This is a genomic window from Salinilacihabitans rarus (assembly GCF_024296665.1).
GTDB classification, from domain to species: domain Archaea; phylum Halobacteriota; class Halobacteria; order Halobacteriales; family Natrialbaceae; genus Salinilacihabitans; species Salinilacihabitans rarus.
On record NZ_CP100762.1, the window covers coordinates 224412 to 251139 of the forward strand.

Annotated in this window: 29 protein-coding genes; 21 read left to right on the forward strand and 8 right to left on the reverse strand. The window is 68.9% G+C overall.

Features of this window, described 5'->3' with window-relative positions:
* Positions 1 to 22: 22 nt before the first annotated feature.
* The gene (locus NKG98_RS01190) at positions 23 to 157 is read left to right on the forward strand and encodes a zinc ribbon domain-containing protein (protein ID WP_254767921.1); all 135 of its coding nucleotides are present in this window, start codon (positions 23 to 25) and stop codon (positions 155 to 157) included.
* A 1-nt stretch (position 158) separates the two neighbouring features.
* Here NKG98_RS01190 and NKG98_RS01195 read toward each other — a convergent pair whose 3' ends face one another.
* Positions 159 to 608: a pyridoxamine 5'-phosphate oxidase family protein gene (locus tag NKG98_RS01195; RefSeq protein ID WP_254767922.1), complete on the reverse strand. Its 450-nt coding sequence runs from the start codon at positions 606 to 608 to the stop codon at positions 159 to 161.
* Positions 609 to 734: 126 nt separating this feature from the next.
* Here NKG98_RS01195 and hisD point away from each other — a divergent pair, with 126 nt between their 5' ends.
* Both hisD and NKG98_RS01205 read left to right on the forward strand, forming a co-directional pair.
* Positions 735 to 2021, forward strand: coding sequence for a histidinol dehydrogenase (gene hisD, locus NKG98_RS01200; protein WP_254767923.1), 1287 nt, complete (start codon positions 735 to 737; stop codon positions 2019 to 2021).
* A 70-nt stretch (positions 2022 to 2091) separates the two neighbouring features.
* Positions 2092 to 2460, forward strand: coding sequence for a HesB/IscA family protein (locus NKG98_RS01205; protein ID WP_254767924.1), 369 nt, complete (start codon positions 2092 to 2094; stop codon positions 2458 to 2460).
* A 35-nt stretch (positions 2461 to 2495) separates the two neighbouring features.
* Here the strand turns inward: NKG98_RS01205 and NKG98_RS01210 are convergent, their stop codons facing one another.
* Positions 2496 to 2894: a winged helix-turn-helix transcriptional regulator gene (locus tag NKG98_RS01210; protein WP_254767925.1), complete on the reverse strand. Its 399-nt coding sequence runs from the start codon at positions 2892 to 2894 to the stop codon at positions 2496 to 2498.
* A gap of 76 nt (positions 2895 to 2970) precedes the next feature.
* Here NKG98_RS01210 and merB point away from each other — a divergent pair, with 76 nt between their 5' ends.
* Positions 2971 to 3621: an organomercurial lyase gene (merB, locus tag NKG98_RS01215; protein WP_254767926.1), complete on the forward strand. Its 651-nt coding sequence runs from the start codon at positions 2971 to 2973 to the stop codon at positions 3619 to 3621.
* A gap of 79 nt (positions 3622 to 3700) precedes the next feature.
* On the opposite strand, the gene NKG98_RS01220 is transcribed toward merB, so the two are convergent.
* Positions 3701 to 3901: a dodecin gene (locus tag NKG98_RS01220; RefSeq protein ID WP_254767927.1), complete on the reverse strand. Its 201-nt coding sequence runs from the start codon at positions 3899 to 3901 to the stop codon at positions 3701 to 3703.
* A gap of 115 nt (positions 3902 to 4016) precedes the next feature.
* Here NKG98_RS01220 and NKG98_RS01225 point away from each other — a divergent pair, with 115 nt between their 5' ends.
* Positions 4017 to 5210 carry a pyridoxal-phosphate-dependent aminotransferase family protein gene (locus NKG98_RS01225; RefSeq protein ID WP_254767928.1) on the forward strand — a complete coding sequence of 398 codons (1194 nt, stop codon included), beginning with the start codon at positions 4017 to 4019 and terminating at the stop codon, positions 5208 to 5210.
* Here NKG98_RS01225 and NKG98_RS01230 read toward each other — a convergent pair.
* Entirely contained in the window at positions 5207 to 5512 is a 306-nt protein-coding gene (locus tag NKG98_RS01230) for a DUF7116 family protein (protein ID WP_254769506.1), read from the reverse strand. The genes NKG98_RS01225 and NKG98_RS01230 overlap by 4 nt on opposite strands.
* Positions 5513 to 5641: 129 nt before the next feature.
* Entirely contained in the window at positions 5642 to 5881 is a 240-nt protein-coding gene (locus NKG98_RS01235; protein ID WP_254767929.1) for a DUF5816 domain-containing protein, read from the reverse strand.
* Between the two features lie 91 nt (positions 5882 to 5972).
* Between NKG98_RS01235 and NKG98_RS01240 the strand changes: the two genes are divergently transcribed.
* Together NKG98_RS01240 and NKG98_RS01245 are read left to right on the forward strand one after the other, a co-directional pair.
* The gene (locus NKG98_RS01240) at positions 5973 to 7334 is read left to right on the forward strand and encodes a bifunctional metallophosphatase/5'-nucleotidase (RefSeq protein ID WP_254767930.1); all 1362 of its coding nucleotides are present in this window, start codon (positions 5973 to 5975) and stop codon (positions 7332 to 7334) included.
* Positions 7335 to 7369: 35 nt separating this feature from the next.
* The gene (locus tag NKG98_RS01245) at positions 7370 to 7801 is read left to right on the forward strand and encodes a universal stress protein (RefSeq protein WP_254767931.1); all 432 of its coding nucleotides are present in this window, start codon (positions 7370 to 7372) and stop codon (positions 7799 to 7801) included.
* Here the strand turns inward: NKG98_RS01245 and NKG98_RS01250 are convergent.
* Entirely contained in the window at positions 7786 to 8775 is a 990-nt protein-coding gene (locus NKG98_RS01250) for a mechanosensitive ion channel family protein (RefSeq protein WP_254767932.1), read from the reverse strand. The two genes, NKG98_RS01245 and NKG98_RS01250, sit on opposite strands and share 16 nt — an antisense overlap.
* 139 nt (positions 8776 to 8914) lie before the next feature.
* Between NKG98_RS01250 and trmB the strand changes: the two genes are divergently transcribed.
* From trmB to NKG98_RS01320, 14 genes are all read left to right on the forward strand, one after another.
* Positions 8915 to 9976, forward strand: coding sequence for an HTH-type sugar sensing transcriptional regulator TrmB (gene trmB, locus NKG98_RS01255; RefSeq protein WP_254767933.1), 1062 nt, complete (start codon positions 8915 to 8917; stop codon positions 9974 to 9976).
* Positions 9977 to 10092: 116 nt separating this feature from the next.
* A complete protein-coding gene (locus NKG98_RS01260) occupies positions 10093 to 11574 on the forward strand; it encodes an extracellular solute-binding protein (protein WP_254767934.1) in 1482 nt (493 codons plus the stop codon).
* Positions 11564 to 12589 carry a carbohydrate ABC transporter permease gene (locus tag NKG98_RS01265; protein ID WP_254767935.1) on the forward strand — a complete coding sequence of 342 codons (1026 nt, stop codon included), beginning with the start codon at positions 11564 to 11566 and terminating at the stop codon, positions 12587 to 12589. Before NKG98_RS01260 ends, NKG98_RS01265 begins: the two co-directional genes overlap by 11 nt.
* A complete protein-coding gene (locus NKG98_RS01270) occupies positions 12589 to 13563 on the forward strand; it encodes a carbohydrate ABC transporter permease (protein ID WP_254767936.1) in 975 nt (324 codons plus the stop codon). The genes NKG98_RS01265 and NKG98_RS01270 overlap by 1 nt, the downstream gene beginning before the upstream one ends.
* A gap of 8 nt (positions 13564 to 13571) precedes the next feature.
* Entirely contained in the window at positions 13572 to 14774 is a 1203-nt protein-coding gene (locus tag NKG98_RS01275; RefSeq protein WP_254767937.1) for an ABC transporter ATP-binding protein, read from the forward strand.
* A gap of 66 nt (positions 14775 to 14840) precedes the next feature.
* Positions 14841 to 15815 (forward strand): aldo/keto reductase, encoded by a 975-nt coding sequence (locus tag NKG98_RS01280; RefSeq protein WP_254769507.1) that lies wholly within the window; start codon positions 14841 to 14843, stop codon positions 15813 to 15815.
* 1 nt (position 15816) lies between these two features.
* A complete protein-coding gene (locus NKG98_RS01285; RefSeq protein WP_254767938.1) occupies positions 15817 to 16902 on the forward strand; it encodes a TrmB family transcriptional regulator in 1086 nt (361 codons plus the stop codon).
* The gene (locus tag NKG98_RS01290; protein WP_254767939.1) at positions 16899 to 17777 is read left to right on the forward strand and encodes a DUF8054 domain-containing protein; all 879 of its coding nucleotides are present in this window, start codon (positions 16899 to 16901) and stop codon (positions 17775 to 17777) included. Before NKG98_RS01285 ends, NKG98_RS01290 begins: the two co-directional genes overlap by 4 nt.
* A 171-nt stretch (positions 17778 to 17948) precedes the next feature.
* Positions 17949 to 19457, forward strand: coding sequence for an extracellular solute-binding protein (locus tag NKG98_RS01295; RefSeq protein ID WP_254767940.1), 1509 nt, complete (start codon positions 17949 to 17951; stop codon positions 19455 to 19457).
* A gap of 29 nt (positions 19458 to 19486) precedes the next feature.
* Positions 19487 to 20506: a carbohydrate ABC transporter permease gene (locus NKG98_RS01300; RefSeq protein ID WP_254767941.1), complete on the forward strand. Its 1020-nt coding sequence runs from the start codon at positions 19487 to 19489 to the stop codon at positions 20504 to 20506.
* Positions 20503 to 21489 (forward strand): carbohydrate ABC transporter permease, encoded by a 987-nt coding sequence (locus tag NKG98_RS01305; RefSeq protein ID WP_254767942.1) that lies wholly within the window; start codon positions 20503 to 20505, stop codon positions 21487 to 21489. The genes NKG98_RS01300 and NKG98_RS01305 overlap by 4 nt, the downstream gene beginning before the upstream one ends.
* 6 nt (positions 21490 to 21495) lie before the next feature.
* Positions 21496 to 22683: an ABC transporter ATP-binding protein gene (locus tag NKG98_RS01310; protein WP_254767943.1), complete on the forward strand. Its 1188-nt coding sequence runs from the start codon at positions 21496 to 21498 to the stop codon at positions 22681 to 22683.
* Between the two features lie 186 nt (positions 22684 to 22869).
* On the forward strand, positions 22870 to 23934 hold the full coding sequence (locus NKG98_RS01315; protein WP_254767944.1) for a Gfo/Idh/MocA family protein: 1065 nt from the start codon (positions 22870 to 22872) through the stop codon (positions 23932 to 23934).
* Positions 23935 to 23977: 43 nt separating this feature from the next.
* Positions 23978 to 24946, forward strand: coding sequence for a sugar phosphate isomerase/epimerase family protein (locus NKG98_RS01320; RefSeq protein ID WP_254767945.1), 969 nt, complete (start codon positions 23978 to 23980; stop codon positions 24944 to 24946).
* Here the strand turns inward: NKG98_RS01320 and NKG98_RS01325 are convergent.
* Positions 24931 to 25242 carry a HalOD1 output domain-containing protein gene (locus NKG98_RS01325; protein ID WP_254767946.1) on the reverse strand — a complete coding sequence of 104 codons (312 nt, stop codon included), beginning with the start codon at positions 25240 to 25242 and terminating at the stop codon, positions 24931 to 24933. The genes NKG98_RS01320 and NKG98_RS01325 overlap by 16 nt on opposite strands.
* Before the next feature lie 52 nt (positions 25243 to 25294).
* Entirely contained in the window at positions 25295 to 26698 is a 1404-nt protein-coding gene (locus tag NKG98_RS01330; RefSeq protein WP_254767947.1) for a cryptochrome/photolyase family protein, read from the reverse strand.
* Positions 26699 to 26728: the final 30 nt, after the last annotated feature.

Here is a 26728-nt window from a genome sequence, read left to right on the forward strand (position 1 = left end):
GAACGGTGATCGATCGGACGATATGAGTTACGAGTTCACGTGCTCCGAGTGCGGCCAGGAGATAGAGGTCGACGAGTCGATGCGCGAGGCCACCCTCTCACACGGCTGTCCCGTCTGCGGTGCACCGGTCGCCGCGTCGAACTTCGCCAGCCACTAGCCTACTCGCGGTCGACGACGGTCCGTCGTCCCGTCAGCGTTTCCGGTGAGAGCGTGTAGAGTTCGATGTCGAGGTCGCGTTTCGTCTCCGCCCAGATCTCGAACAGCGGTCGCCTCGCCTCGCCGTACTGGACGATCTGGTCGGCGGTGAGCTCCGCGGGCGGAATCCCTTCGAGGTCGCCGGTGGCGACGACGCTGCGGTAGACCTCCTCGCCGGTCTCGTAGACGACGAGGCGGACGGCCGGCGACGAGGCGAGGAACCGACGCTTCTCGCTCTCCGGCGTCGAGACGAGCCGCATGTAGAACGTCCGGTCGTCCGGATCGTACCCGTACGAGATCGGAATGGCGTACGGTTCGTCGGAGCGTGCGAGCGCGAGTACCCCCGTCTCGTGGCGGCTCAACAGCGCGTCGATCTCCGAGTCGGTCATCTCGGTCTCCTGCTCGATGGACATCGGGTCGTCCGGCAAGAGGCGTGATACCCTCTTTATAGTTCCCATCGATTGCGGTCGCGACCGGCGAAACCGGCCGCGATCGCCCGGAGGGAAACCGTTTTTCGCGGGCCGGCCCAACCGGCCGCCATGACAGTACCCGTGACCGAGGTGGCCGAACTCGGCCCGGACGCTCGCGCCGCGTTCTTCGAGCGGGACGCCGGCGTCGACGAGGTCCGCGCGGACGTCCGAGAGATCGTCTCGCGCGTCCGCGAGGAGGGCGACGTCGCCGTCCGCGAGTTCGCCCGCGAGTTCGACGGCGTCGAGGTCGGCAACCTCGATATCACAGACGAGTGCGAGCGCGCCTACGACGGGATCGACGACGACCTCCGCGAGGCGATCGAGACCGCCGCCGCGAACGTCCGCGAGTTCCACGAGGCCCAACTCCCCGAGGACTGGCGCCGGGAGTTCGACGACGGCCGCGAACTCGGGCGACGGTTCCGGCCGCTCGATCGCGTCGGCGTCTACGTCCCCGGCGGGACCGCCGCCTACCCGTCGAGTGCGATCATGGGCGTCGTTCCGGCGGTCGTCGCCGGCGTCGACCACGTCTCGGTCGTCACCCCGCCGGCCGACGAGCCGAACCCCGCGACGCTGGCGGCGATCCACGCCGCGGGCGCCGACGCGGTCTACGCCGTCGGCGGGGCGCAGGCGGTCGCCGCGCTCGCCTACGGCACAGAGACGGTCACGCGCGTCCGGAAGATCGTCGGCCCCGGCAACCGGTGGGTGACCGCCGCGAAGGCCGAGGTCCGCGGCGACGTCGAGATCGACCTCCTCGCGGGGCCGAGCGAGGTGGTGGTCGTCGCCGACGCGAGTGCGGACCCCGAGTTCGTCGCCGCCGAACTGCTCGCACAGGCCGAACACGACCCGAACGCCTCCGTCGTCGCCGTCACCGACGACGAGGAGACGGCGGCGGCGGTCGCCGGGGCGGTCGACCGCGGCGCGAGCGAACGCGACCGCGAGGACGTGATCCGCGAGGCACTGGCCAACGACGCCAGCGGCGTCCTGCTCGCCCGGTCGCTGAGCGAGGCGATCCTCTTCACCGAGGAGTACGCCCCCGAGCACCTCGCGATCGTCGCCGACGACGAGGAGTCGGTCCTCGACCGGATCGACAGCGCGGGCAGCGTCTTCCTCGGCCCGCACACCCCGGTCGCCGCGGGCGACTACGCCAGCGGGACGAACCACGTGCTGCCGACCAACGGGACCGCCCACGTCACCGGCGGGCTCTCGGTCGACACCTTCCTCCGGGCGACGACCGTCCAGCGGCTCTCCGCGGACGGCCTCGCGGACCTCGCGCCGACGATCACGACCCTCGCCGAGGCCGAGGGTCTGGAGGCCCACGCCGAGAGCGTCCGGGTCCGTCTCGACGACGACTCCTGAACGGCCCGGGCCCGCCATATCGCGGGTGCGTGGCGTCACAGTTAACACCGTCGCGTCGGTAGTAGGGGGTATGAGTACGGACGCCGCGGACGGGGGCGAGACCCGCCCCCGGATCGAAGTCACCGAGGACGCCGCGGAGCAGGCCCTCTCGCTGCTCGACGGCGAGAACATGGATACCGAGGAGGCCGGCCTCCGGCTGTTCGTCCAGCAGGGCGGCTGCGCGGGCCTCTCCTACGGGATGCGCTTCGACACCGAACCCGAGGAGGACGACGAGGTGTACGAGCAACACGGCCTGCGGGTCTTCGTCGACCCCGCGAGCCTGAAGTACATCGAGGGCAGCGTCGTCGACTACGAACACGGCCTCCAGGCGGCCGGCTTCGAGGTCCAGAACCCCAACGTCGTCAGCGAGTGTGGCTGCGGCGAGTCGTTCCGGACCTGAGCGTCGCTCGCGACCGCTTTTCGGACCGACCCGCGTCACTCGCCGGCCGCCGCGTCGCTCGCGACCGGCCGCTCGCGGTTCTCCTCCTCGACGACCCACTCGACGAGCGGTTCCAGTCGTCGGCACAGTTCCTCGCCCGTCGGCGTGAGGTCGTACTCGACCCGCGGCGGAATCTCGGCGTACTGCTCGCGCGCGAGCAGGTCGGCCTCGGCGAGTTCGTCGAGCCGTCTCGAGAGCGTCGAACTGCTCACGGACTCGAATGCCGCCTCGATCTCGCCGTACCTCGCCGGGCCGACGGCGCCGACGACGCAGATCACCTGCACGGCGTACCGCTTGCTCAACAGGTCCATCACGCCGCCGACGGGACAGTAGCAGGTCGCGTCGGTCTCGGGCGAATCCGGAGCGTCGGCCGTCGAATCGGGTGATCCCGTCATAGCTGTCGGTGGGCGAACCCCGTTTCACGCTTCGGAGTTGACAGTATAAACGCTTCGGGATCGAAAGCGTAGTCGCATGGTCGACGAACCCTGCGATTGCTGTGGTATCGATCCCGAATCGGGGCGGAACCGCGGCCCGTCTCCCGGAACGAACGAGGGGCACTGGATCGACGACGCGCCGATCACCGAAGCGACGCTCCCCGCGGACGTTCGGGCGGCGATGGAACGGTTCCTCGACGGTGGCCCGATCGAGACGCTCGGAGACGTCGTCTCGACGATCCGCCGGCGGGCCGGCGGCGGTCCCCTCGACGTGGCCGACCTCTGCCACGCCGACGGGCCGACTGGACACCGCGGGACGGTCGACGGGCGGACGTACCACTTCGAGTGTTTCTTCGACGCGATCGTCCTCGCCGAGCGGGTCGAATCGCCGGTCGACGTCCGGACCGAGAGTCCGGGCGGCGCGGTCGTCGAGGTCCGCGCGACGGGCACGGGCGACCTCGCGGCGACGCCCGCCGACGCGGCGCTGTCGTTCGGGGTCGCCGCCGATCCCGATTCGTTCTCGTCCGGCGACTGGACGTTCGAGGAGGCGTACGCGGCGTTCTGTCCGTACGTCCGGGCGTTCCCCGACCGGGCGGCCTACGAGGCGTGGGCGCCGACGGTTCCGGCGGCGACCGTCGGGGCGCCGCTGTCGGACGCGATTCCCCTCGCCGCGCGCTTCGCGGAGTGACTCGGCCGCCGAAGCGGAGTCGGCGATTCTCGCGGCGGAATCGGACCCGTACCGGCCGCGTCGTCGACCTCTCGGAGCGTCAGTCCTCCAGTTCGAACGCCACCGTCACCTCCGCCTGGTACTCCCGCCCCTCGACGGAGGCGATCTCGACGCCCAGTTCGTCTACCTCGACCCAGTAGACGTTCTGGAGCGTCTCCTCGGCGCGGTCGATGGCGTCGTCGGCGGCGTCGTCGAAGCTCTCCGTGCTCGTGCCGATCAGCGTGATCTTCTTGAAGACCATTGCGCGCCACGCTACCACGGGGGTCGGTATAAAACGTCGCCGCGACGACGGTCAGCGAGACCGAGGGTTCGCCGGCGAGTGAACGTTTTTGGTGGTGCCTGTACCACGTGCGCGCATGGCACCCGACGACGCGCCACAGGTCGACGAGCTAACGCCGCCGAGTCGCACGCTGATGGGGCCCGGCCCGAGCGACGTCCACCCGCGCGTGCTGCGCGCGATGAGCACGCCGCTGGTGGGCCACCTCGACCCCTCGTTCATCGAGATCATGGACGAGGTCCAGGAGCTGTTGCGGTACACGTTCCGGACGGACAACCGGTGGACCATTCCGGTCTCGGGGACGGGGTCGGCCTCGATGGAGGCCGCCATCGGCAACGTCGTCGAACCCGGCGACACGATGCTCGTGCCGACGAACGGCTACTTCGGCGGCCGGATGGCCTCGATGGCTCGCCGCGCCGGCGGCGAGGTCGTCACCGTCGACGCCCCGTGGGGCGAACCCCTCGACCCCGCGGCCGTCTCCGACGCGCTCGCCGAGTACGACCCCGACGTCTTCGGCTTCGTCCACGCCGAGACGAGCACGGGCGTCCTCCAGCCGAACGTGCCCGAACTCACGGCGGCGGCCCACGACCACGACGCGCTCGTGATCGCCGACACCGTGACCTCGCTGGGCGGGGTCGAGTTCCGCGTCGACGAGTGGGACGTCGACGTCGCCTACTCGGGCCCGCAGAAGTGTCTCTCCTGTCCGCCGGGTGCGAGTCCGCTGACCCTCTCCGACGAGGCGATGGAGAAGGTCCTCTCCCGGGAGGAAGACCCCCGGTCGTGGTACCTCGACCTCTCCCTGCTGGAGGGGTACTGGGGCGACGAGCGTTCGTACCACCACACCGCGCCGATCACGAACGTCTACGCCATGCGCGAGGCGCTGCGGCTGGTCGCCGAGGAGGGCATCGAGGAACGCTGGGCCCGCCACCGCCGCCTCGCGGGCGCGCTGAAAGCCGGCGTCGAGGGGATGGGACTGGAGATGAACGCCCCCGAGGAGTACTGGCTGCCCAGCCTCAACGCCGTCCGCGTCCCCGAGGGCGTCGACGACGGCGAGGTCTGCGCCGAGTTGCTCGACCGCTACGACCTCGAGATAGCCGGCGGGCTGGGCGACCTCGCCGGCGAGATATTCCGGATCGGTTGCATGGGCCACTCCGCGCGGCCGGAGAACGTCCTGCTGGTGGTGACGGCGCTCGGCGACGTGCTAGAATCGATGGGCGCCGACGTCGACCCCGACGCGGGGGTCGCGGCGGCGCGGCGAACGTTACGGTCCTAGGCGGACATCGTGGGTCCGGGCGGGACGCGCTCGACCTCGTACTCCTCGCCGTCGACGACCATGATCGCCCACTCGTAGTCGGGGTCGACGCTGCGCAGTCGGCGTTCGAGGTCGTCGGCGTCCCCGGGCTGGGCGACGAAACAGCGGAACTGGCCGGAGCCGTCCGGAATGTCGAGGTGCTCGTATACCGTGTTGACGTGGACGACCTTCCACGCGCGTTCCGCTCTGAACTCCGGGCCGCTGCCCTCGACCGTGTAGCCGAGTTCCGCGAAAATCGACCTGGCCTGTTCGACGAGCCGAATGTTAACAGGACCCATTCAGTCCAAGGATACACCGGCGGTCATCATAAATCTAGGTACGTGACGGATTCGTGGCCGGTTTTTCTGGACGAACGTCTCACGAGATGAGAACGTGGTGCCCGGGCAGGCGCCTCACTCGTGGGCGGCGTCCCACTCCGTCGGCTTGCGGAAGTTGCTACATCGGTTACACTGGATCCGGCCCATCGCGTCCATCGCGTTGTCGAAACTCTCGCAGTTCGCGCAGAACCAGCCGTAGCGGTCCGTGCCGTCGGCGCTCTCGTAGGCGACCAGAAACGGGGCCTTCGACCCCCTGTCGCCGTCCGACGTCGAGACGTAGACCGTCTCCCCGTCTTCGGTCGACATCGCTTCCATGCCCGGCCGTAGGCCACCTCGGCCTAAAGGCGTGTCTCTCCGCGCCGGAAACCGACGGAGCCAAGGGAAGCGCCTCTGAACGCACGACGGAATGTCCCTCCGGCTGATACAGTACTCGGACGTCGAGAACGCCTGCGACGACCCGGACCGGATCGGACGGCTGGCGAGGACGATCCGGCGGTACCGCGACGACGGGACGGTCGTCGTCGGCACCGGGGACAACACCTCGCCGGGCGTGCTCCCGCTGGTCACCGAGGGACGGCAGGCGATCCGGTTCTACGAGGCCGTCGACCCCGACGTCGAGACGTTCGGCAACCACGACTTCGACTACGGCCCCGGGGCGACCCTGAAAGTCGTCCGGGACTCCCCGCAGACGTGGGTCAGCGCGAACGTCCGCCGCGACGGCGACCGGTTCGGGGCCGACGCGGGCGTCGAACCCTGGACGGTCGTCGAGCGCGACGGCGTCCGCGTCGGCTTCACCGGCGTCACGACGCCGCGGACGGCCTCGCTGAACCCGATGGCGACCGACCTCACCTTTGCCGACCCGGTCGCTGCGGCCCGCGAGGCGACCGCGCGGCTTCGCGAGGCCGGCGCCGACCACGTCGTGGTCTGCTCGCACCTCGGGACCGGCGACGACGACCTCGCGCGGGCCGTCGACGCGGACGTCGTCCTCGGGGGGCACGTCCCCAGCCCGCGGGTCGAGCGCGTCGACGGCACGCTCCTGACGAGACCCGGCGACGGCGGCGCGGCGGTCGTCGAGGTGCGCCTCGACGAGGGGCCGACGGCGCGGCTCCGGCCGACCTCCGCGGTCGACCCCGCGACGGACGTCGTCGCCGAGTTCGAGCGCCTCCGGGCCGAGGCCGGCCTCGACGAGGTCGTCGGGCGGGTCGACGACCCCATCGCGCGCACCGAGGAGGCGCTGTTCGGCGGCGAGTGTCGCGCGGGCAACTTCGTCGCCGACGCCTACCGGTGGAAGACCGGCGCCGACCTCGCCTTGCAAAACAGCGGCGGCGTCCGGTCGGGACCGGCGCTGTCGGGCGAGGTGACCGCGGCCGACGTGATCGGGCTGGTGCCGTTCGACGAACCCGTCGCGGTCGCCGAGGTCCCCGGCGAGCGTCTGGCGCGCGTCCTCGCCGGCGGCGCCGGCGTCGACCTCGGCTTCGCCGAACCCGACTGGTGGCACGCCCAGGTCAGCGGCGCGACCGTCGAGTGGGACCCCGACGGCCACGCGGTGCGGCCGCTGACCGTCGGCGGGGAGCCGTTCGACCCCGACGCGACCTACCGCCTCGCGACCTCCGACTACCTGTTTCACACCGACGACGAGTTCCCCGCGTTGCGCCCCGCCGACCGGGTCGATCGGACCGCGGGCACGCAGTACGACGTCCTCCTCGAGTACGCCCGCGAGGTCGGGATCGAGGCGCGCGTCGAGGGGCGCGTCCGGCGCGTCGACTGAAAAGTTTACCACCGGGGGTACCGTTCCCCTCCGTGATGACGCTGGTCGTTGTCCCCGTCCGGTATCCGCTGACGAAGCACTCGCGACGCACCCTCGAGACGGCCGTCGAGGTGGCACGCGAGCGGGACGCGGCGCTCACCGTCTTGCACGTCAATCTCTACCAGAACGGCCGGTCGGTGACGCGGACGGACCTGAAAGCGGCCGTCGAGCGGGAGTTCGGGCGCCTGGGGAACGCCCGCTACGTCGTCCGGACGGGGTTTCTCGTCGAGGAGAGCATCCTCGACGAGGTCGCCGCCGAGGAGGCAGACGTCGTCGTCATCGGCACCGCACAGGCGAGTCGGTGGCGGCGCATCCTCCAGCGGTTCACGGACAACCCGAACATCGACCGGTACCTGCGCACGCACCTCGACTGCGAGGTGATCACCGTCGAGCGCGCGGCCGCCCGCTCCGGTCAGGAGTCGTCCTGATCCGGGGGGGCCGGCCGTCGCGGCGAGTCGGCGAACGCGTCCGGTTCGGCGTCGGCGTCGCCGAGGGCCACGCGTGCGGCACCGCTCGTCTCGTCGAAGACGTGGTGCGTGTGGGGGTAGGCGAACTGGACCCCCTCCTCCAGGAATCGCTCGCGGATGTGCGCCTGGACCGCCGAGCGGGTCACCGTCAGTTTGTACGGGTGTTTGACCCAGAACAGCACCCCGAGGCGGACGCCGCTGTCGGCGTACTCGAGGACGTTGCAGGTCGGCGCCGCGGCGTAGCGGGCGCTCCCGATGCGGATGTCGGGACCGCCGGCGATGACGCCGTCGACGTTGCGCGTCGCGCGCTCGGCGATCCGACGGGCCTCGTCGAGGTCGCTCTCGTAGGTGATCTCGAACTCGACGGAGACGCGCGTGCGCTCGTCCTCGGCGGAGTAGTTGATCACGTCGCGCGTGTGGATCTCCGAGTTCGGGATGACGATGAACGTGTTTTCGAGCGTGAATATCTTGGTGTACCGGATCGTGATGTCCTCGACGAAGCCGCGGTGGCCCGCGTCGGCCACCTCGATCATGTCGCCGATCTCGTACGGACGGTCCGCGAGGACGAAGATGCCGTTGACGAAACTCCCGATCAGCGGCGCGAGGACGACCGCGGTCACGGCCGAGAGGACACCGGCGGTCAGCAGCAGGTCGCCGCCGCCGACGCCGAGGATGGTCGACGCCACGGCCGCGGTGAAAAGCAGGACGGTGAGACGGACGCCGCGCAGGACCGTCCGGGTCACGCTCGGCCGTTCGATCCGGCGGGCGACGGTCCGGCCGGTCAGACGGACGACGATCTTCGAGAGGTACCAGCCGAGCGCGAGCACGAGGATCGCGAGCGCGAGTTCGACCTGCCACTCGTCGACGTCCCAGGGGGCGGCGCTCTTGATGTACTCCGCCGTCCATTCGACGACCAGCGGCGTGACCGCGCGCATAAACGGAGCCTCAGGCGCACAGCGGTTAAGCGTTCTGACTGGAGCGTGCGGGCCCCGAACCGGGAGGACTCCGTTTCGAAAACTCCTCTTACTCGAAACGGAATAAATCATTTACCCGTCGGTCGCGTACGGGGGGCACATGACCTCAGACGAGCTTCGCTCGACCGTCGAGCGGGTCGGAGACCGGTTCAGCCTCGGCGAGTACGAGATCGACGCCTACCTCGCGGTGCTCTCGCACGGCCAGTTGACGGCGAGCGAGATCGCCGACCGCACCGACATCCCACAGCCCCGCGTCTACGACACCGTCCGGAGCCTCAGCGACCGCGGCCTCGTCGAACTCCGGGAGTCGCGTCCGATGAAGATCGTCGCCATCGACCCCGCGGAGGCGTTCGACGACGTCCAGTCGGCGTTCGAGCAGATGATCGACGAACTCGAGGCGCGCTACACCGCCCCCGCGCGGGACACGGAGGCCGTCTCGCTGGTGAAGTCCCGGTCGACGATCCTCCGGTATCTGGAGGAGGTGATCGAGTCCGCCGAGTACGAACTGGCGCTGTCGCTGACCCCCGAACTGCTGACCCGCTTCGAGGACGAACTCCGGGCGGCAGTCGACGCCGACGTCAGCGTCGACCTGATCGTCACGCCGGCGGCCGACGCCCCCGACCCGGACGAGTTCGACTACCTCTCGGTGGCGACGACCGCCCGCGCCCGCCGCGGGATCACGACGCCCGTGATCGCGGTCGCCGACGGCACCTACTCCATCTACGCGACTCAGGACGCTCTCCGGGACGACAAGGACCGCTACGGCGTCATCTTCAACCGCTCGGCGCTTGGCTTTCTGGTCTCGGGCTTTTTCGGTACCGTCCTCTGGACGACCGCCGAGCGCTCGCTGGCCGAGGACGGCGAGGGGCGGCCGTTCCCCCGACGGTACGCCTCGATCCGCCGGTGCGTGAAGGACCTGCTCGACGAGGGCGGCGAGTTCTACGCGGCCATCGAGGGTCGCGACGTCGCCACCGGCGACTCCCGGATCGTCCACGGGCGGGTCGTCGACGTCTCCTTCGAGTTGACCGAGGAGGTCGCCTCGCTCACCCTCGAAACCGACGACGGCGAGGTCTCCGTCGGAGGCCGCGTCGCCGCCCTCGAAGACGTCGAGGCACACACGATCAACATCGACCGCGACCGCCCGCCCGCGATCGACGACTGACCGCCCGCCGACGGGATTCCGTCGTTCACGGTGCGACGAAAGTCACATTATTTTACCTTGATCATGGCCCATAATTAAGGCTCGCGAGGTAGTCCGTCCGCCATCGATGGTGATCGATGGTGCGTGATAGCACGGGACGACGCGACCGCAGCCGCGTCTCCCGGCGGACGTTCGTCGCGGCGGCGTCGGCCGCGGCCGGGGGGACGCTGGCGGCCGCCGGCTGTCTCGGCCGGGCGGCCGACGAGAACACCGTCGTCCTCTCCGGTGACACCGACTTCGAGGATATCATGCACTCGGAGGGCGACGCCCCGTCGGTTCAGCAGGCGCTGTGGAACGCCGGCCTCGACGAGAACATCCGCGTCGAGGTGCGTCCCGGCCCCGACGACACGGTCCAGCGGCGCTCGACCTACGAGATGGCCCTCGAGGCCGACCGGTCGCCGCCGGACGTGTTCATGATGGACAGCGGCTGGACGATTCCGTTTATCCTGCGAGATCACACGCTGAACCTCGAGGAACACCTCTCGGGCGACGCCCTCGGCCGGGTCGAAGAGGAGTACGTCGACATGGCCGTCGAGACCGCACGCCACCCCGGAACCGACGCGTTGCACGCCGTCCCGCTGTTCCCGGACTTCCCGACGATACAGTACCGCAAGGACCTCGTCGAGGACGCGGGCTACGACACCGCCGACTGGGGGACGAACCCGCTCTCGTGGGGGAAGTTCGCCGACGTCGTCGCCGACACCTATTCACAGAGTAACGTCGACTACGGGTTCACGACGCAGGCGGCCGCCTACGAGGGGCTGTCGTGCTGTACGTTCAACGAGACGATGACGAGTTTTGGCGGTGCTTACTTCGGCGGCGCCGACAACCTGTTTACGGCCGGCGACCGGCCGATCACCGTCGACGAGGAACCGGTGCTCGACGCGATCCGGATGATGCGCTCGTTCATCGGCGGCGGCGGCGACTTCCCCTCGATCTGTCCGTCCGCGATCGTCCAGTGGACCGAGGAGGAAGCCCGCGGGCCGTTCACCGGCGGCAACGCGATCGCCCACCGCAACTGGCCGTACTCGATCGCGATCAACGGCGCGGAAGACGAGTTCGGCGAGGACCTCGGCGTGATGCCGGTCCCCTACGGCGTCCCCGAGGGGGAAGCCGAGTACGAGGGTACCGGCGGGACCGCCGCCGCCCTCGGCGGCTGGCACCTCACGGTGAACCCCCACACGGAGAAACTCGACCGGTCGTTGCAGGTCGTCGAGGCGTTCACCCACGACGAGGTGATGCTCACGCTGTTCCAACTGATCGGGTGGCTCCCGCCGAAACTCGGCCTGCTCGACGAGGTCACCCCGGAGGAAGCCGGCCCGGTCGCCCGCTACGTCGAACCGATCCGGGTCGCCGGCGAGAACGCGATCCCCCGGCCGGTCACCGACGTCTGGCCGGAGCAGTCGGCGGTCATCTTTCAGGAGGTCCACTCGGCCTACCGCGGGGTGAAGTCACCGGAGCAAGCCATGTCAGACCTACAGACGCGACTCGAAGAGAGCGAACGGGACGTCCGGGAGGCCGCCGGCGGCGGCGACGGAGGTGATTCCGGTGGGAGCTGAGACGGAGACGCCGACGCGGCGCGAACGCGACCGCGAGCGGACCGGCAACGCCGTCGTCAACCGGATGGAGAACCTGAGCGAGGCGGCCTACGGCTACCTGCTGTTACTGCCGGCGTTTGCCCTGCTGGCGTTCGTCGCCTTCTATCCGCTTATCATGACGTTCGTCATGTCGCTGCGGGCCGACCGCACGCGCGGCGCCGAATCCCTCGGCGGCTTCGTCGGCTTCGAGAACTACGTGAACATCCTGACCGGCGACGCCCGCCTCGCCCGGCAGTTCGTCGACCTCTCGCTGTCGGGGTCGTTCCCGTTCGTCGAGTTCGGCGTCCCGATGCTGCAACAGGCGCTGTTCGTGACCCTCGGGTTCGCCATCCTGAGCGTGGTCTTCGAGACGCTGCTTGGCTTCGGTCAGGCGCTCGTGCTCGATCAGGAGTTCTACGGGCGCCGGTGGGTCCGCGTCGCGATCATCCTCCCGTGGGCGGTGCCCATCGTCATTCAGGGGATGATCTTCTTCCTGCTGTTCCAGCCCACCGTCGGCTTCGCGAGCGACCTCATGCAGTGGGTCGGGTTGTTCGGGGCGAACCCACTGGCCGACAGCCGCGACTCGTTTATCATCGTGCTGGTCGCGGACATCTGGAAGACGTCGGCGTTCATGGCGTTGCTGATCCTCGCGGGCCTGCAGAGCGTCGACCGCAGCCTCTACGACGTCGCGCGCGTCGCGGGTGCCTCCCCGTGGCAGCGGTTCAAGATGATCACGCTGCCGCTGGTGCTGCCGGCGCTGCTCGTCGCGATGCTGTTCCGGACGATGGACGCCATGCGGATCTACGGACTGATCGAGTCGACCGCGGGCTGTACGACGCTGCCGTCGCTGACCTGCATGATGGTCGAGGCGATGTTCGGCGGCACCCGCATCTGGGGGACCGCTGCCGCCGTCGCGTTCACGACCGCGGTCGTGATCGGCCTGTTCATCCTCGTGTACGTGATCAAGTTCCGCGACACGGAGGCGGGGTTCTACTGATGACCCGACCAGACACCACCCGAACGGACGGCGGCACCGAGGCGGTCGGCAGGAGCGACGACACCGAGATCAAACGCGGACCCGTGGAGGCGTGGGCCGCGCGGATGGTCAAGAACCCCAAGCGTGCCTACCGCTCGATGTTCTACGTGGCGACGATCTTCTTCCTCGTCACGACGCTGTTCCCGTTCTACTGGCTACTGATGGTCGCGCTGACGCCACAGGGGCGGCTACAGGACGTCCACCTCACGCCGAACGGGTTCAACCCCGAGGTGTTCGTCGAGGTGTTCACCATCATCCCGTTCCACTGGTACATGTTCAACAGCTTCGTCATCGCGACGGCTTCGACGATCATCGTGCTGGTGGTCGCGAGCCTCGCGGGGTACGTCTTCGGCCGCCTCGAGATCCCGTACAAGGGGCCGCTGATGCTGCTCGTGTTGATCGTGTCGTTCTTCCCGCCGGCGGCCTTCTTCATCCCGCTGAACGACCTGTTCAACACGCAGTTCGCGGTCATGGAGCCGGTGTTGACCAACGGCAGCCTCTACAACACGCCGTACGCGCTCGTCACGCCGCTGTCGGGGATCTTCATGCCGCTGTCGATTTTCATCCTCACGACGTTCTACGGCCAGATTCCGGACGGGCTGGAAGACGCCGCGCGGGTCGAGGGGACGACGCGGCTGGGCGCGCTGTTCCGCGTGATCATCCCGCTGTCGGCCCCCGGCGTCGCGACCGCCGGCGTGTTGACGTTCATCGCGGTCTACAACGAGTTCTTCTTCTCGTTCCTCATGACCGACGGCCAGCCCCAGAACTGGGCGCCGATCGTCGAGGGACTGATGGGCTACCAGGGACAGTACGAGATCCTGTTCAACGTCATGGCGGCGGCGAGCATCGTCGGCGTGTTGCCGGTAGCGATCCTCGTCGTCGTCGCACAGGAACGAATCGTCAGCGGCCTGACCGCCGGTGCACTCAAGGAGTAAGATAGACAATGGCACGAGTTACGCTCGAACACGTCACGAAACGCTACGAAGAGGTCGTCGCGGTCGAAGACATGAACCTGGAGATCGAGGACGGCGAGTTCGTCTGTCTCGTCGGCCCCTCGGGCTGTGGGAAGTCGACCACCATGGAGACGATCGCGGGGCTCACCCCGCCGTCGGAGGGTACCATCTACATCGGCGACCGGGAGGTGACGAACCTGCCGCCGAAAGACAGGGGCGTGGCGATGGTGTTCCAGAACATCGCGCTGTTCCCCCACATGGACGTCTACGACAACATCAGCTTCGGCCTCCGTCTGCGCGACTACGACAAGGAGGAGATCGACCGCCGCGTCGAGGACGCCGCCGACATCGTCCAACTGGAGGGGATGCTCGACCGGATGCCCGACGAGATGTCCGGCGGACAGCGCCAGCGGGTCGCCATCGCCCGCGCGATCGTTCGCAACCCCGACGTCTTCCTGATGGACGAACCGCTGGCGAATCTGGACGCCAAACTCCGCGTCCACATGCGCACCGAACTCCAGCGCCTCCACAGGGAACTCGACACCACCATCGTCTACGTCACCCACGATCAGGCGGAGGCGATGACGATGTCCGACCGCATCGCCGTCCTCGACGGGGGCGAACTCCAGCAGGTCGACCCCCCGCTCGTCTGTTACAACGAGCCGGCGAACCTGTTCGTCGCGGGCTTTATCGGCTCGCCCTCGATGAACTTCGTCGAGGGGGAGATCACGGCCGGCGGCTTCGAGTCCGACTACTTCACCGTCGCGTTCGACCCCGATCGGTTCGCGGGCACCTCGGTCGGCGACCCGGTAATCCTCGGCGTCCGGCCCGAGGACGTCTACCTCGTCGACCGCGCCGAGGACCTCGACAGCCCGACGAACCAGATCCCGACGACGACGGACGTCCAGGAGCCGATGGGCGACGAGATATTCGTCTACCTGCTGCTCGACGAGGAGGAGGGGCGCACGATGGCCGAGGAGGAAGGCGGGCTGGGTTCGAACCAGTTGCTGATGAGCGTCAGCCCCGACACGGACGTCGCCGAGGGGGAGTCGGTCGAGGTCGTCCTCGACCGCTCGCGGCTCAACCTCTTCGACGTCGAGACCGGCGAGGCGATCGCCCACGGCATCGTCGAGGGCGCCCCGGAGGACCTCCAGTACGAGGGGTCCGGCGCCGAGGCCGAGTCGGATACGTGACCGATCGGAGCCGACGAACGTTTTTACCGTGGGGGCGGTAACCGTCGGGCGATGACGCCGGACGCGATGGAGTACACGCGGCTCGGATCGACCGGCCTGGAGGTATCGCGGCTCTGTCTGGGCTGTATGAACTTCGGGAGCGGGCAGTCGTGGATGCTCGACGACGAGGAGGCGAGCGTCGAGATCATCGACCGCGCGCTCGAACTGGGGATCAACTTCCTCGACACGGCGAACGTCTACTCGAACGGCGAGAGCGAGGAGATCGTCGGCCGCGCGATCGCCGAGTACGACCGCGACGAACTGGTGATCGCGACGAAGGTCTTCGGCCGGATGGGCGAGGGGCCGAACAAGCAGGGGCTGTCGCGCAAGCACGTCATCGACCAGTGCGAGGCGAGTCTGGAGCGGCTGGGACTGGACTACCTCGATCTCTACCAGATCCACCGCTTCGACGACGCGACGCCGACCGAGGAGACGCTGTCGGCGCTCGACCACCTCGTCGACGAGGGACTCGTCCGGTACGTCGGCGCGAGCACGATGCCGGCCTGGAAGTTCGCGCAACTGCTCTACACCGCCGACGTGGAGAACTACGAGCGGTTCGTCTCCATGCAGCCGGAGTACAACGCCGTCGACCGCCACGAGGAGGCGAACGTCCTCCCGCTGTGTGCCGACGAGGGGGTCGGCGTGATCCCGTGGTCGCCGCTGGCCGGCGGTTTCCTCACGGGCAAGTACGAGCGCGACGCCGACCCCGAGGAGGGCCGCGCCGCGCTCGACGAGTACACCCGAAAGCGGTTCACCGAGGCGAACTGGGAGGTGCTCGCGGCGATCGAGGCGGTCGCCGAGGAGGTCGACGCGACGCCGGCGCAGGTCAGCCTCGCGTGGCTGTTGCACAAGGACGTCGTCGACGCACCGATCGTCGGCCCGAAGTCGATCGATCACCTGGAGGAGAACGTCGGGGCGATCGACGTGTCACTGACCGACGAGCAGATCGAGCGAATCGAGGCGCCGAAGACCCCGCGGTGGCCCGCGGCGGGCAAGGACTGACATGGACGGCGAGGAACTCGTCACGGTCCTCGAGGAGGCGGGGCTCTCCCCCTATCAGGCCGACGCCTACGTCACGCTGCTGGAACTCGGCTCGGCCTCCGCGACGGACGTCGCCGACGCGAGCGACGTGCCCGACCCGCGGATCTACGACGTGCTGCGGAACCTCGAATCGAAGGGGTTCGTCGAGATCTACGAGCAGGAGCACCTCCACGCCCGGGCGCGCCCGCCGACGGCCGTCACCTCGGACCTGCAGTCGCGGGCGGACCGGTTCGAGCGCGCCGCGAGCGAGATCGAGGAGCGCTGGACCCGGCCGCCGGTCGAGCGCAGCAAGGTGAGCATCGTCTCGCGGCTGGAGACGATCGTCGACGAGGTGGCCGCGGCCGTCCGGACCGCCGAGAACCAGGTCCAACTGTGTACCACGCCGGACCGGTTCCGGACGCTGCGGCCCGCGCTCGCGGCCGCGGTCGACAACGGCGTACACGTGAAGCTGACGCTGTCCGCGCCGGACCGGAACGCGGTCGAGTCCATCGGCCTCGAAGGCGCCTGCACCGAGGCGAGGTACCGCGAACTCCCCGCGCCGTTCGTCGCCATCGCCGACCGCACCCGGGCGTACTTCGTCCCCCACCGGGACTCGATCAACCGGTACGGCGTCCTCGTCGACGACCGCAGCCACGCGTACGTGTTCCACTGGTTCTTCCTCACCACCCTCTGGGACGTCTGGGACGTCCTCTACCGGGACGACGAGGAGTCCCCCCGGGTGTACGTCAACATCCGGTACTGCATCCGCGACATCGCGCCGCACGTCGAGGCCGGCGACCCCGTCGCCGTCCGGGTCATGGGGACCGACACGGAGACCGGCGACCGCCGGACGATCGAGGGGACCGTCGTCGACGTCACCACGACGAACGAACTCGGCTCCGTCAACGACGCGCGGCGGGGGACCCTCTCGGTCGCCGAGTTCGCCGGGGTCGCGTCGATCGCCGTCGACACCGGCGACGACGTGGTGACCGTCGGCGGGTGGGGCGCGACGCTCGAACGGATGGAGGCCGAGCGGATCACCGTCACCGATCCGGGGGGCCAGCCGTGACGTCCGCACGCGGGTCGGACGACGACGCCGCGGACGCCGGGGTCCGCAGTTCCCTCCGCCGGGCGGTCGACGCCGTCCGGCGCCCGGCGTACACGGGCGAGCGCCGGTGCTGGCCCTGCACGGCCCTCAACGTCGCGTTGCTGGCGGTCGCCTGCGCGGCGGTGGCGCCGTGGTCTCCGCCGGCCGCGCTCGCGCTCGCCGTCGTCGGCGCCGCCGGGATCTGGCTCCGGGGGTACCTGGTGCCGTACACGCCGCGGTTCGCACCCCGGATCGCCGCCGCGCTCCCGGGTGACGTCTTCGCGGGCGAGAAGACCCCCGCCGCGACGGGGTCGCTCTCCGGGTCCGGCCCCGACGGCGACGACGAGGACGTCGGCCGGCGGCTGTTCGCCGAACTCCGGCGGGCCGGCGTCCTCGAAGGCGACGACGAGGCCGTCGCCCTGTCCGACGAGTTCCGCCGCCGGTGGGCGGCCGCGACGGCCGACCTCCGGGAAGCGTCGCTCGACGAACTGGAGCGGACGGTCGCCGAGATAGCCGGCACCGACGGCGTCGACGCCTTCGCCGGGGAGACGAGAACGTACGTCGCCGTTCCCACCCCGTCGGGGACGGCGTACCTCTCGCAGCACGTCGCGATCGCCGAGGCGGCGGCGGTGCTCGCGCTGCGGGACGTCGCGCCCGGGATGGACGCGGACCTCCGCGTCGCGGCGGCGGACCCGCTCCGGATGTTCCTCGAACGGTGTCCCGTCTGCGACGCCGCCGTCGTCGAGACCGACCCGAAGGCCTGTTGCGGTTCCGTCCGCGACCCGCGGACGCTCCCCGAGGCGGTGCTCGCCTGTCCGGAGTGTGACGTCCGCCTGTACGCCTTCGACGACGGCTGATCGGCGGACGCCGGCGGCCGGTTTTTTCCTCCTCGTCGCGCCGTCTGGCGCCGCGACGTTACTCGTCAGTGAACCGTCACCAGCTTTTGATAGTTCGCGCGCCTAATTAACAACAGCCGTTGTTAATACGCCGCAACTATTATGTAGGACGGATTCGAGGATCAGAACGGAATGTCTGACAAGCTAACGAATGTGTCACGCGGTCGGCGGAACGTCTCGCGCCGGCGCTTCGTTCAGGCGGCGAGCGCCGCCGGTATCGTCGGCGTTGCAGGGTGTACGGGCGACGAGGGGGACGACGACCAGCTCGTCGACGACCCCGACGCGGAGTTCGAGTTCGACGAGGAGGTCACCGTCGAGCTCTACGCCGACTCCGACATGAAGGAGCTTCAGGACCTCATCAACGACGCGCTCCACGAGGGGGGACTCCACGAGAACGTCTCGATCGAGGTCACCGCCGGTCCCGACAACACGGACGAACGCCGCGACTTCATCGCGAACGCGTTCGAGGCCGAGCGGTCCTCGCCGGACCTGATGCTGACCGACAGCGGCTGGACGATCCCGTTCATCGCGCGCGATCAGGTGCTGAACCTCGAGCAGAACCTCTCGAGCGACGTCCTCGATCACGTCCACGAGGACTACTTCGACATGGTCGTCTCGACGGCGTCGGACATCGACGGCAACCTCCACGCGCTGCCGCTGTTCCCCGACTTCCCGACGATGCAGTACCGCAAGGACCTCGTCGAGGAGACGGGCTACGATCCGGAGGGGGAAAACTGGGCGACGGAGTCGCTGTCGTGGGAAGAGTTCTCGCACATGGTCGAGGACGTGAAAGACGACCACGGCCTCGAGTACGGCTTCACCTTCCAGTCGGCCGCCTACGAGGGGCTTGCGTGCTGTAACTTCAACGAGTGGCTCACCAGCTTCGGCGGGGCGTTCTTCGGCGACCACGACAACCTCTTCGGCCCGATCGGCGATCGGCCGATCACGATCAACGAGGAGCCGGTCCACGACTCGCTGCGGATGATCCGGACGTTCGTCCACGGCCACGACGACGGGGAGGCCCTCGACGACTTCGCCGGCGGGATCTCGCCGGAGGCCGTCCTCCAGTGGGACGAGGAGGACTCCCGCGGGCCGTTCACCGACGGCGACGCCGTCGCCCACCGCAACTGGCCGTACTCGATCGCGATCAACGGTGCGGAGCCCGAAGAGGAGGACGACCCGGGCTTCGGCGAGGACCTCGGCGTGATGCCGATCCCCTACGGCGTCACCGCCGACGAGGCCGAGTACGAGGGCGCCGGCGGCCCCGTCGCCGCCCTCGGCGGCTGGCACATCACGCCGAACCCGAACACCGAGCACATCGAGGCGACCCTCGCGGTCATCGAGGCGTTCACCAGCGAGCCGGTCAAACTCACGCTCTGGGAGGAGCAGGGCTGGGTGCCACCGGAACCCGAGCTGTTCGGCTCGGACGAACTGCGCGACATCGAACCGGTCGGCCGGTACCTCGACGCCCTCGCGGTCGCCGGGGAGAACGCCGTCGCCCGCCCGGTCACCGAGATCTGGCCGACGCAGGCGACCAACGTCTACCAGGAGGCCCACGACGCGCTCAGCCAGACGAAGAGCCCGGAGGAGGCGATGGCCCAACTCGAGAGCGACCTCGAGGAGCAGGAGCAGGCCTACTGACCCGGGCGATTCGAGCACGGTAATTTATCATGGGTACTGAAACTCAACGGACGGCCCCGACCGAACGTAGCGGCGTCGTCTCCAGGGCGTCGACGTGGATGGAGAACCTCTCCGAGCAGGCGTACGCCTACCTGCTGCTGGCGCCGGCGTTCCTCCTGCTCACGCTCATCGCCTTCTGGCCGCTGTTCGAGACGTTCCGGATGTCGCTGTACGCCGACGGCCGCGGCGGCGAGACGCTCGGCGAGTTCGTCGCGATCGACAACTACGTCCAGGTGCTCACCGGGGGCAACCCGTTCCTGCCGCGTGAGGTGATCGACCTCTCGCTTACCTCGTCGTTCCCGTTCGTCGAACTCGGCGAGCCGTTCTTCCGACAGGCGCTGCTGGTCACGCTCTCGTTTGCCATCCTGAGCGTGATCTTCGAGACGCTGCTTGGCTTCGGTCAGGCGTTCGTAATGGCGAAAGACTACCGCGGCCGACGCTGGTTCCGCGTCGCGATCATCCTCCCGTGGGCGATTCCGATCGTCATCCAGGGGATGATCTTCTACCTGATGTTCCAGCCGACGGTCGGCTTCATGACGGAACCGCTTCAGGCGATCGGCGTCTTCGGCGGTTCGCCGCTGTCGACCAGCCGCGACTCGTTTTTCATCATCCTGGTCGCGGACATCTGGAAGACGTCGGCGTTCATGGCGTTGCTGATCCTCGCGGGGATGCAGAGCATCGACCGGAGCCTCTACGACGTCGCGAAGGTCTCCGGCGCCTCACGGTGGCAGCAGTTCCGGATGATCACGCTGCCGCTGGTACTGCCGGCGCTGCTGGTCGCGATGCTGTTCCGGACGCTCGACGCGATGCGCGTCTTCGGCATCATCGAGACCGTCTCCTCGTGTAGCACGGTGCCGTCGATGACCTGTCTGGTCGTCGAGACGATGTTCAGCGCGCGCCTGTACGCCTCCGCGGCGACGGTCGCGTTCATCACGGCCGGACTCATCGGGGTGGTGGTCAGCGTCTACCTGATCAAGTTCCGCGACACGGAGCGGGGTGCGTACGCGTGAGCGTCGAAGACCGCCCCGACCCGACCCCGGCGGACGGGGACGACGAGGCCGCGGGACCGTTCGAGCGGTGGGTCCGGGACACGATCAGGAACCCCGAGAAGGCCTACAAGGCCATGTTCTACACGGCGCTGATCTTCTTCCTGATCACGACGCTGTTCCCCCTCTACTGGCTGTTGATGGTCGCCCTCTCCGGGGAGACCACCCAGGACGTCGGTCTCCTGCCACGCGGGTTCGACCCGGGACTGCTGCTCGAAGGCGACCTGACGATGGGAGCCGAACCCGGCGTGTTCGTCAACGTCTTCACCGTCGTGCCGTTCCACCGGTACATGCTCAACAGCTTCGTCCTCGCGCTCGTGACGACGGCCATCGTGCTGCTGGTCGCGAGCCTCGCGGGGTACGTCTTCGGCCGTCTCCAGTTCAAGGGGAAGACGCCGCTGCTGCTGTTGATCCTCGTCATCTCGTTTTTCCCGCCGGCGGCCTTCTTCATTCCGCTCTACCAGCTTTTCAACCAGAACATCACCCCGTTCGGGCTGACGCCCCCGGAGCTGTTCAACACCCCGGCGGCGATGTTCCTGCCGTTCAGCGCGCTGTTCCTACCGCTGTCGATTTTCATCCTCACGACGTTCTACAGCCAGATTCCGGACGGGCTGGAGGACGCCGCGCGGGTCGAGGGGACGACGCGGCTGGGCGCGCTGTTCCGCGTGATCATCCCGCTGTCGGCCCCCGGCGTCGCGACCGCGGGCATCCTCACGTTCATCGCGGTCTACAACGAGTTCTTCTTCTCGTTCCTCATGACCGACGGCGGCCCCGAGAACTGGGCGCCGCTCGTCGAGGGGCTGATCGCCTACCAGGGACAGTACCGGATCAGATACGACCTCATGGCGGCGGCGAGCATCGTCGGCGTGTTGCCGGTGGCGATCCTCGTCGTCGTCGCACAGGAGAAGATCGTCAGCGGCCTCACCGCTGGCGCACTCAAGGAGTGACCACACATGGGAGACGTCATACTCGACGGAGTCACGAAACGCTACGAAGACGTAACGGCGGTCGACGACATGAGCCTGAAGATCGAGGACGGCGAGTTCGTCTGCTTCGTCGGCCCCTCGGGCTGTGGGAAGTCGACGACGCTCGAAACGGTCGCGGGGCTGACGAAACCCACCGAGGGCGAGGTCCACATCGCCGACCGGGAGGTGACGAACCTGCCGCCGAAAGATCGGGGGGTGGCGATGGTGTTCCAGAACATCGCGCTGTTCCCCCACATGGACGTCTACGACAACATCAGCTTCGGGTTGCGGTTGCGCGACTACGACAAGGAGGAGATCGACCGCCGCGTCGAGGACGCCGCCGACACCGTCCAGCTCGAAGGAATGTTGGATCGGATGCCCGACGAGATGTCCGGCGGACAGCGCCAGCGGGTCGCCATCGCCCGCGCGATCGTTCGCGACCCCGACGTCTTCCTGATGGACGAACCGCTGGCGAATCTGGACGCCAAACTCCGCGTCCACATGCGCACCGAACTCCAGCGCCTCCAGAAGGAACTGGACGTGACGACGATCTACGTCACGCACGATCAGGCGGAGGCGATGACGATGTCCGACCGCATCGCGGTCATCGACGGGGGCGAACTCCAGCAGATCGCGCCGCCCCTGGAGTGTTACAACGAGCCGGCGAACCTGTTCGTCGCGGGCTTTATCGGCTCGCCCTCGATGAACTTCGTCGAGGGCGAACTCGTCGCAAACGGCCTCGAAACGCCGAACTTCCGCGTCGAGTTCGACCCCGACCGGATCGAGGGCGCCTCGGTCGGCGACGAACTCACGCTGGGCATCCGGCCCGAGGACATCTACCTCGCGGACGACGAGCGCGCCGCGTCCGCGTCGACCGACCGGATCCGGACGACGACGGACGTTCTGGAGCCGATGGGCGACGAGATATTCGTCTACCTGTTGTTTGAAGATGGTGGAAACCGTAGCATGGGACAGCAGGACTCGCGCGGAACCCACGAACTGCTGATGAGCGTCGCCCCGGACGCCGACCTCGAGGAGGACGACCCGGTCGAGGTCGTCCTCGACCGCTCGCGGATCCACCTCTTCGACACGCGAACGGGCGACGCGCTCGCCCACGGCATCGACGACCTCGCGGACGCCCGCGCGGACGTCCAGGAAGCCGAGCCCGACAGCTGACCCGACCACCACGCCCACTCACAGATGGTCGAACCGCTCCCGATCGCTGCCGTCGCCGTGCCCGTCCCCGCCGCCTTCTGGGTCCACGGCGCCGTCCCGTTCGTCCTCTCGCCGTGATCCCGACCCCGACGCCGACGGCTGACGACGCCGCCCGTCGCGAACCGCCCTCCCCGACACCGACCCACCATGGCCACAGATCGAACCACCGTCCGAACCGGAATCATCGGCCTCGGTAACATCGGCCAGTTCCACGCCGAGCGCCTCCGCGAGCTGGGCGTCCCGCTCGTCGGCGGCATGGACGTCGCCGCCGAGGCGCGAACCCAGTTCGCCCGCCGGTACGACGTCGACGTCTACGAGGAGTACGAGCGCCTCTACGACGAGGTCGACGCCGTCGTCGTCACGACGCCGAACAAGTTCCACGAGGAGTACGCCGTCGCCGCCCTCGAACGCGACCTGCACGTCCTCATCGAGAAGCCGCTGGCACACACCCTAGAGAGCGCCGAGCGGATCGCCGCGGCCGCCAGCGAGAGCGACGCCGTCTGCGCGGTCGGGTTCAACAACCGGTTTGCCAACACCGTCCGGGTCGTCAAGAACCGGATCGACCGGGGCGACCTCGGCGAGGTCACCCACCTCGAGGCGAACTACGTCCGCCGGCGCGGCGTCCCGGGGCGGGGCTCGTGGTTCACCCGGCGGGCGGTCGCCGGCGGCGGCGCGCTGATCGACCTCGGGGTCCACGCCATCGACCTCGCGCTGTACCTGCTCGACTACCCGACGGTCGCGGAGGTCACCGGCGTCACCCGCACCGAGTTCGGCACGCGCGAGGACTACGCCTACCTCGAGATGTGGGGCGAGGACGCCGGCCCGGGCGGGTTCGACGTCGACGACTCCGCGAGCGCGTTCGTGCGCACGGCCGACGACCGGACGATCACGCTGGAGGTCGCCTGGGCGACCAATCGCCCCGCGAACCACGAGTTCGTCGTCCGGGGCACCGAGGCCGCCGCCCGGTTCGACCTGCTCGAGAACGAACTCTCGTTTCACTCGGCGAGTACGATCGGCCCGGACCACCTCGAAGACACGACGGTCGAGACCCGCCAGAACGACACGCACACGGACGAACAGCGCGCGTTCTTCGACGCCATCGTCACCGACCACGTCGACGACCGGAGCGTCGAGCAGGCGCTGGCCGTCCAGCGGGTCGTCGACGCCATCTACCGGTCGAACGAGGAAGGCAGCACCGTCGCCGTCCGGTAGGAGCCGCCCCCTTTATTTCGCCCGCGTCCGTTGGTCCGCGTGTATGGATATCGGCGTTCACACCCCGCCACTGTACGGTGAATCGCTCGAAGACGCGGTCGCGTACCTCGCCGGTATCGGCGTGAGCGCGATCGAACCCGGCGTCGGCGGCTATCCGGGCGACACCCACCTGCCCCGGGACGAGTACCTCGGCGACGAGGACGCACAGGCCGACCTGCACGACCTGCTCGACGAGCACGGGATGCACATTAGCGCGCTCGCGACGCACAACAATCCGCTACACCCCGACGACGAGCGGGCCGCCGAGGCCGACGAGGAACTGCGCGAGGCGATCGAACTCGCCGACCAGCTCGGCGTCGACGCGGTTACCTGCTTCTCCGGGCTGCCCGGCGGCGGCCCGAACGACGAGGTGCCAAACTGGATCACCGCGCCGTGGCCGACCGAACACGCCGAGGCCCACGAGTACCAGTGGGAGGTCGCCGTCGACTACTGGGCCGACCTCGCGGCGTTCGCGGACGACCACGGCGTCGACGTGGCGATCGAGATGCACCCGAACATGCTGGTCTACGAACCCCACGGCATGGCGCGGCTGCGCGAGGCGACCAACGAGCGCGTCGGCGCGAACTTCGACCCCTCGCACCTCTACTGGCAGGGCATCTCGATCACCGACGCGATCCGCTTCCTCGGCGAGCGCGACGCGATTCACCACTTCCACGCCAAGGACACGAGGGTCTACGAGGAGCAGGCCCGCGAGAAGGGCGTCCTCGACACGACGGCCTACGACGACGAGCCGAACCGCTCGTGGCTCTTTCGGTCCGTGGGCTACGGCCACGGCGAGTCCCACTGGAAGGATGTCGTCTCGACGCTGCGGATGGTCGGCTACGACGGCACGCTGAGCATCGAACACGAGGACTCGCTGACGAGTTCGCGCGAGGGCCTCGAGAAGGCGGTCGAACTCCTCCAGCGGGCGGTCTTCGAGGAACAGCCCGGCGAGGCCTACTGGGCCGAGTGATCGCCCGACGAGCCGTCGAGACGGAACTCGTTTCCGGACCCCGTTTCCGAGAGGTCGACCCGACCGTCGCCGCGGACGACGACCTCGTAGCCCTCGTAGACGAATTCGAGGGTGACGTCGGCGCGGCCCGCGAGCAGGCGGTCGAGCGCCTCCGGGTTCACCACGGCGTACAGCGGGTCGTACGTCGGCGGCTCGACGTCGGTGACGTCGACCCCCTCGCGCTCGGCGACGGCCTCGACGACCGCTCGACTGGGCGACCGTTCGCCGGCCGCCGGCGCGTCTCCGGATACACCCATGCGCGCGGCTACCACAAGTCCGCTCATAAGCGTGGCGACGATCCTCAGCCGCTCAATCGCTCTTTCCGCGTGCGCGCTCGAACGCCTCGATCGCCGCCTCGCGGCGCCGCGCGTGGTCGACGATCGGCGCCGGGTAGTCGGGGGCGACCGCCTCGCGCTCGGCCGGGTCGAGGTCGGCCCAGCCGTGGATCTGCTCGGCGGTCGCGTCGGCCAGTTCCGGCACGTACCGCCTGACGTACGCGGCGTCCGGATCGTAGTCGCGGCCCTGTTTCGTCGGGTTGAACACCCGGAAGTACGGCTGGGCGTCGGTCCCGGTCGAGGCGGCCCACTGCCAGCCGCCGACGTCGCTTGCGGTGTCGTGGTCGGCCAGCTTCCGGCGGTACCAGTCGTAGCCCTCGCGCCAGTCGATCAGCAGGTCCTTCGTGAGGAAGGCGGCGACGATCATCCGCACCCGGTTGTGCACCCACCCCTCCTCGCGGAGCTGTCGCATCCCCGCGTCGACGATGGGCACGCCCGTCTCGCCGGCCTTCCACGCCGCGAGTTCCTCGGGGTCGTTTCGCCACTCGATCTCGTTCTCGTAGCCGCGGAAGTCCTCCCGGACGGTCTCGGGGTTGTACGCGAGGACGTGCGCGTAGAACTCCCGCCAGGCGAGTTGGCGGCGGAACGCCTCGACCGAGGCGCGCGCGTCCTCGCCGTCGGCCCGCTCCAGTGCGTCGGCCGTCGCGGCGTACGTCTCGCGGATCCCGACCGTCCCCCACTTGAGGTGGACCGAGAGCCGCGAGGTGGCGTCGGCCGCCGGGTAGTCGCGCTCGTCGGCGTAGCGGTAGATGTCGTCCGCACAGAACGTCGACAGGCGCTCGCGGGCGGCTTCCCGGGTGACCGCCGGGGGCGTCGCCTCCGGGTCGTCGAAGTCGAGGTCGGCGGGCGACGGGAGTCGATCACCCGAGACGTCGGCCAGCGCATCCGCCGCGGGCGGATCGAGCGGGTCGCGCTTCTCGCGGTCGCGCCACTTCGTCCAGAAGTACGAGAACACTGCGTAGTGTTCGCCCTCGTTCGGCGCGATCGAACCGGGTTCGTGGAGCAGTTCGTCCCGACACTCGCGGGCCGCGACTCCGGCGGCTTCGAGCGCCGCGGACACGGCCCGGTCCCGTTCGGCCGCGAGGCCGCTGTAGTCGGCGTTCCAGCGAACCTCGTCGGCGCCGTACCGCTCGGCGACGTCGACGAGGACGGCCGCCGGGTCGCCACGCTCGACGAGCAGGTCGCTCCCGCGCTCGCGGTACCACGCCCGGAGGTCCGCGAGCGCGTCGCACAGACACGCCACTCGGATCGGCGAGGCGTGGTCGAGGATCGCCGGATCGAGGACGAAGACGGGGACGACGTCGCCGCGCTCGGCCGCGACGGCCAGCGCCACGTTGTCCGCCCCGCGGAGGTCCCGGCGGTGCCAGTGGACGATCACGGTCTCACTCCGGCGTGCAGGACCGAAAAC

Bases quoted from the DNA above. Each gene is read 5' to 3' on its own strand.
- NKG98_RS01190 (WP_254767921.1), top strand. From the start codon at position 23: ATGAGTTACGAGTTCACGTGCTCCGAGTGCGGCCAGGAGATAGAGGTC.
- NKG98_RS01195 (WP_254767922.1), bottom strand. From the start codon at position 608: ATGTCCATCGAGCAGGAGACCGAGATGACCGACTCGGAGATCGACGCG.
- hisD (WP_254767923.1), top strand. From the start codon at position 735: ATGACAGTACCCGTGACCGAGGTGGCCGAACTCGGCCCGGACGCTCGC.
- NKG98_RS01205 (WP_254767924.1), top strand. From the start codon at position 2,092: ATGAGTACGGACGCCGCGGACGGGGGCGAGACCCGCCCCCGGATCGAA.
- NKG98_RS01210 (WP_254767925.1), bottom strand. From the start codon at position 2,894: ATGACGGGATCACCCGATTCGACGGCCGACGCTCCGGATTCGCCCGAG.
- merB (WP_254767926.1), top strand. From the start codon at position 2,971: ATGGTCGACGAACCCTGCGATTGCTGTGGTATCGATCCCGAATCGGGG.
- NKG98_RS01220 (WP_254767927.1), bottom strand. From the start codon at position 3,901: ATGGTCTTCAAGAAGATCACGCTGATCGGCACGAGCACGGAGAGCTTC.
- NKG98_RS01225 (WP_254767928.1), top strand. From the start codon at position 4,017: ATGGCACCCGACGACGCGCCACAGGTCGACGAGCTAACGCCGCCGAGT.
- NKG98_RS01235 (WP_254767929.1), bottom strand. From the start codon at position 5,881: ATGGAAGCGATGTCGACCGAAGACGGGGAGACGGTCTACGTCTCGACG.
- NKG98_RS01240 (WP_254767930.1), top strand. From the start codon at position 5,973: ATGTCCCTCCGGCTGATACAGTACTCGGACGTCGAGAACGCCTGCGAC.
- NKG98_RS01245 (WP_254767931.1), top strand. From the start codon at position 7,370: ATGACGCTGGTCGTTGTCCCCGTCCGGTATCCGCTGACGAAGCACTCG.
- NKG98_RS01250 (WP_254767932.1), bottom strand. From the start codon at position 8,775: ATGCGCGCGGTCACGCCGCTGGTCGTCGAATGGACGGCGGAGTACATC.
- trmB (WP_254767933.1), top strand. From the start codon at position 8,915: ATGACCTCAGACGAGCTTCGCTCGACCGTCGAGCGGGTCGGAGACCGG.
- NKG98_RS01260 (WP_254767934.1), top strand. From the start codon at position 10,093: ATGGTGCGTGATAGCACGGGACGACGCGACCGCAGCCGCGTCTCCCGG.
- NKG98_RS01270 (WP_254767936.1), top strand. From the start codon at position 12,589: ATGACCCGACCAGACACCACCCGAACGGACGGCGGCACCGAGGCGGTC.
- NKG98_RS01275 (WP_254767937.1), top strand. From the start codon at position 13,572: ATGGCACGAGTTACGCTCGAACACGTCACGAAACGCTACGAAGAGGTC.
- NKG98_RS01280 (WP_254769507.1), top strand. From the start codon at position 14,841: ATGGAGTACACGCGGCTCGGATCGACCGGCCTGGAGGTATCGCGGCTC.
- NKG98_RS01285 (WP_254767938.1), top strand. From the start codon at position 15,817: ATGGACGGCGAGGAACTCGTCACGGTCCTCGAGGAGGCGGGGCTCTCC.
- NKG98_RS01295 (WP_254767940.1), top strand. From the start codon at position 17,949: ATGTCTGACAAGCTAACGAATGTGTCACGCGGTCGGCGGAACGTCTCG.
- NKG98_RS01300 (WP_254767941.1), top strand. From the start codon at position 19,487: ATGGGTACTGAAACTCAACGGACGGCCCCGACCGAACGTAGCGGCGTC.
- NKG98_RS01310 (WP_254767943.1), top strand. From the start codon at position 21,496: ATGGGAGACGTCATACTCGACGGAGTCACGAAACGCTACGAAGACGTA.
- NKG98_RS01315 (WP_254767944.1), top strand. From the start codon at position 22,870: ATGGCCACAGATCGAACCACCGTCCGAACCGGAATCATCGGCCTCGGT.
- NKG98_RS01320 (WP_254767945.1), top strand. From the start codon at position 23,978: ATGGATATCGGCGTTCACACCCCGCCACTGTACGGTGAATCGCTCGAA.
- NKG98_RS01325 (WP_254767946.1), bottom strand. From the start codon at position 25,242: ATGGGTGTATCCGGAGACGCGCCGGCGGCCGGCGAACGGTCGCCCAGT.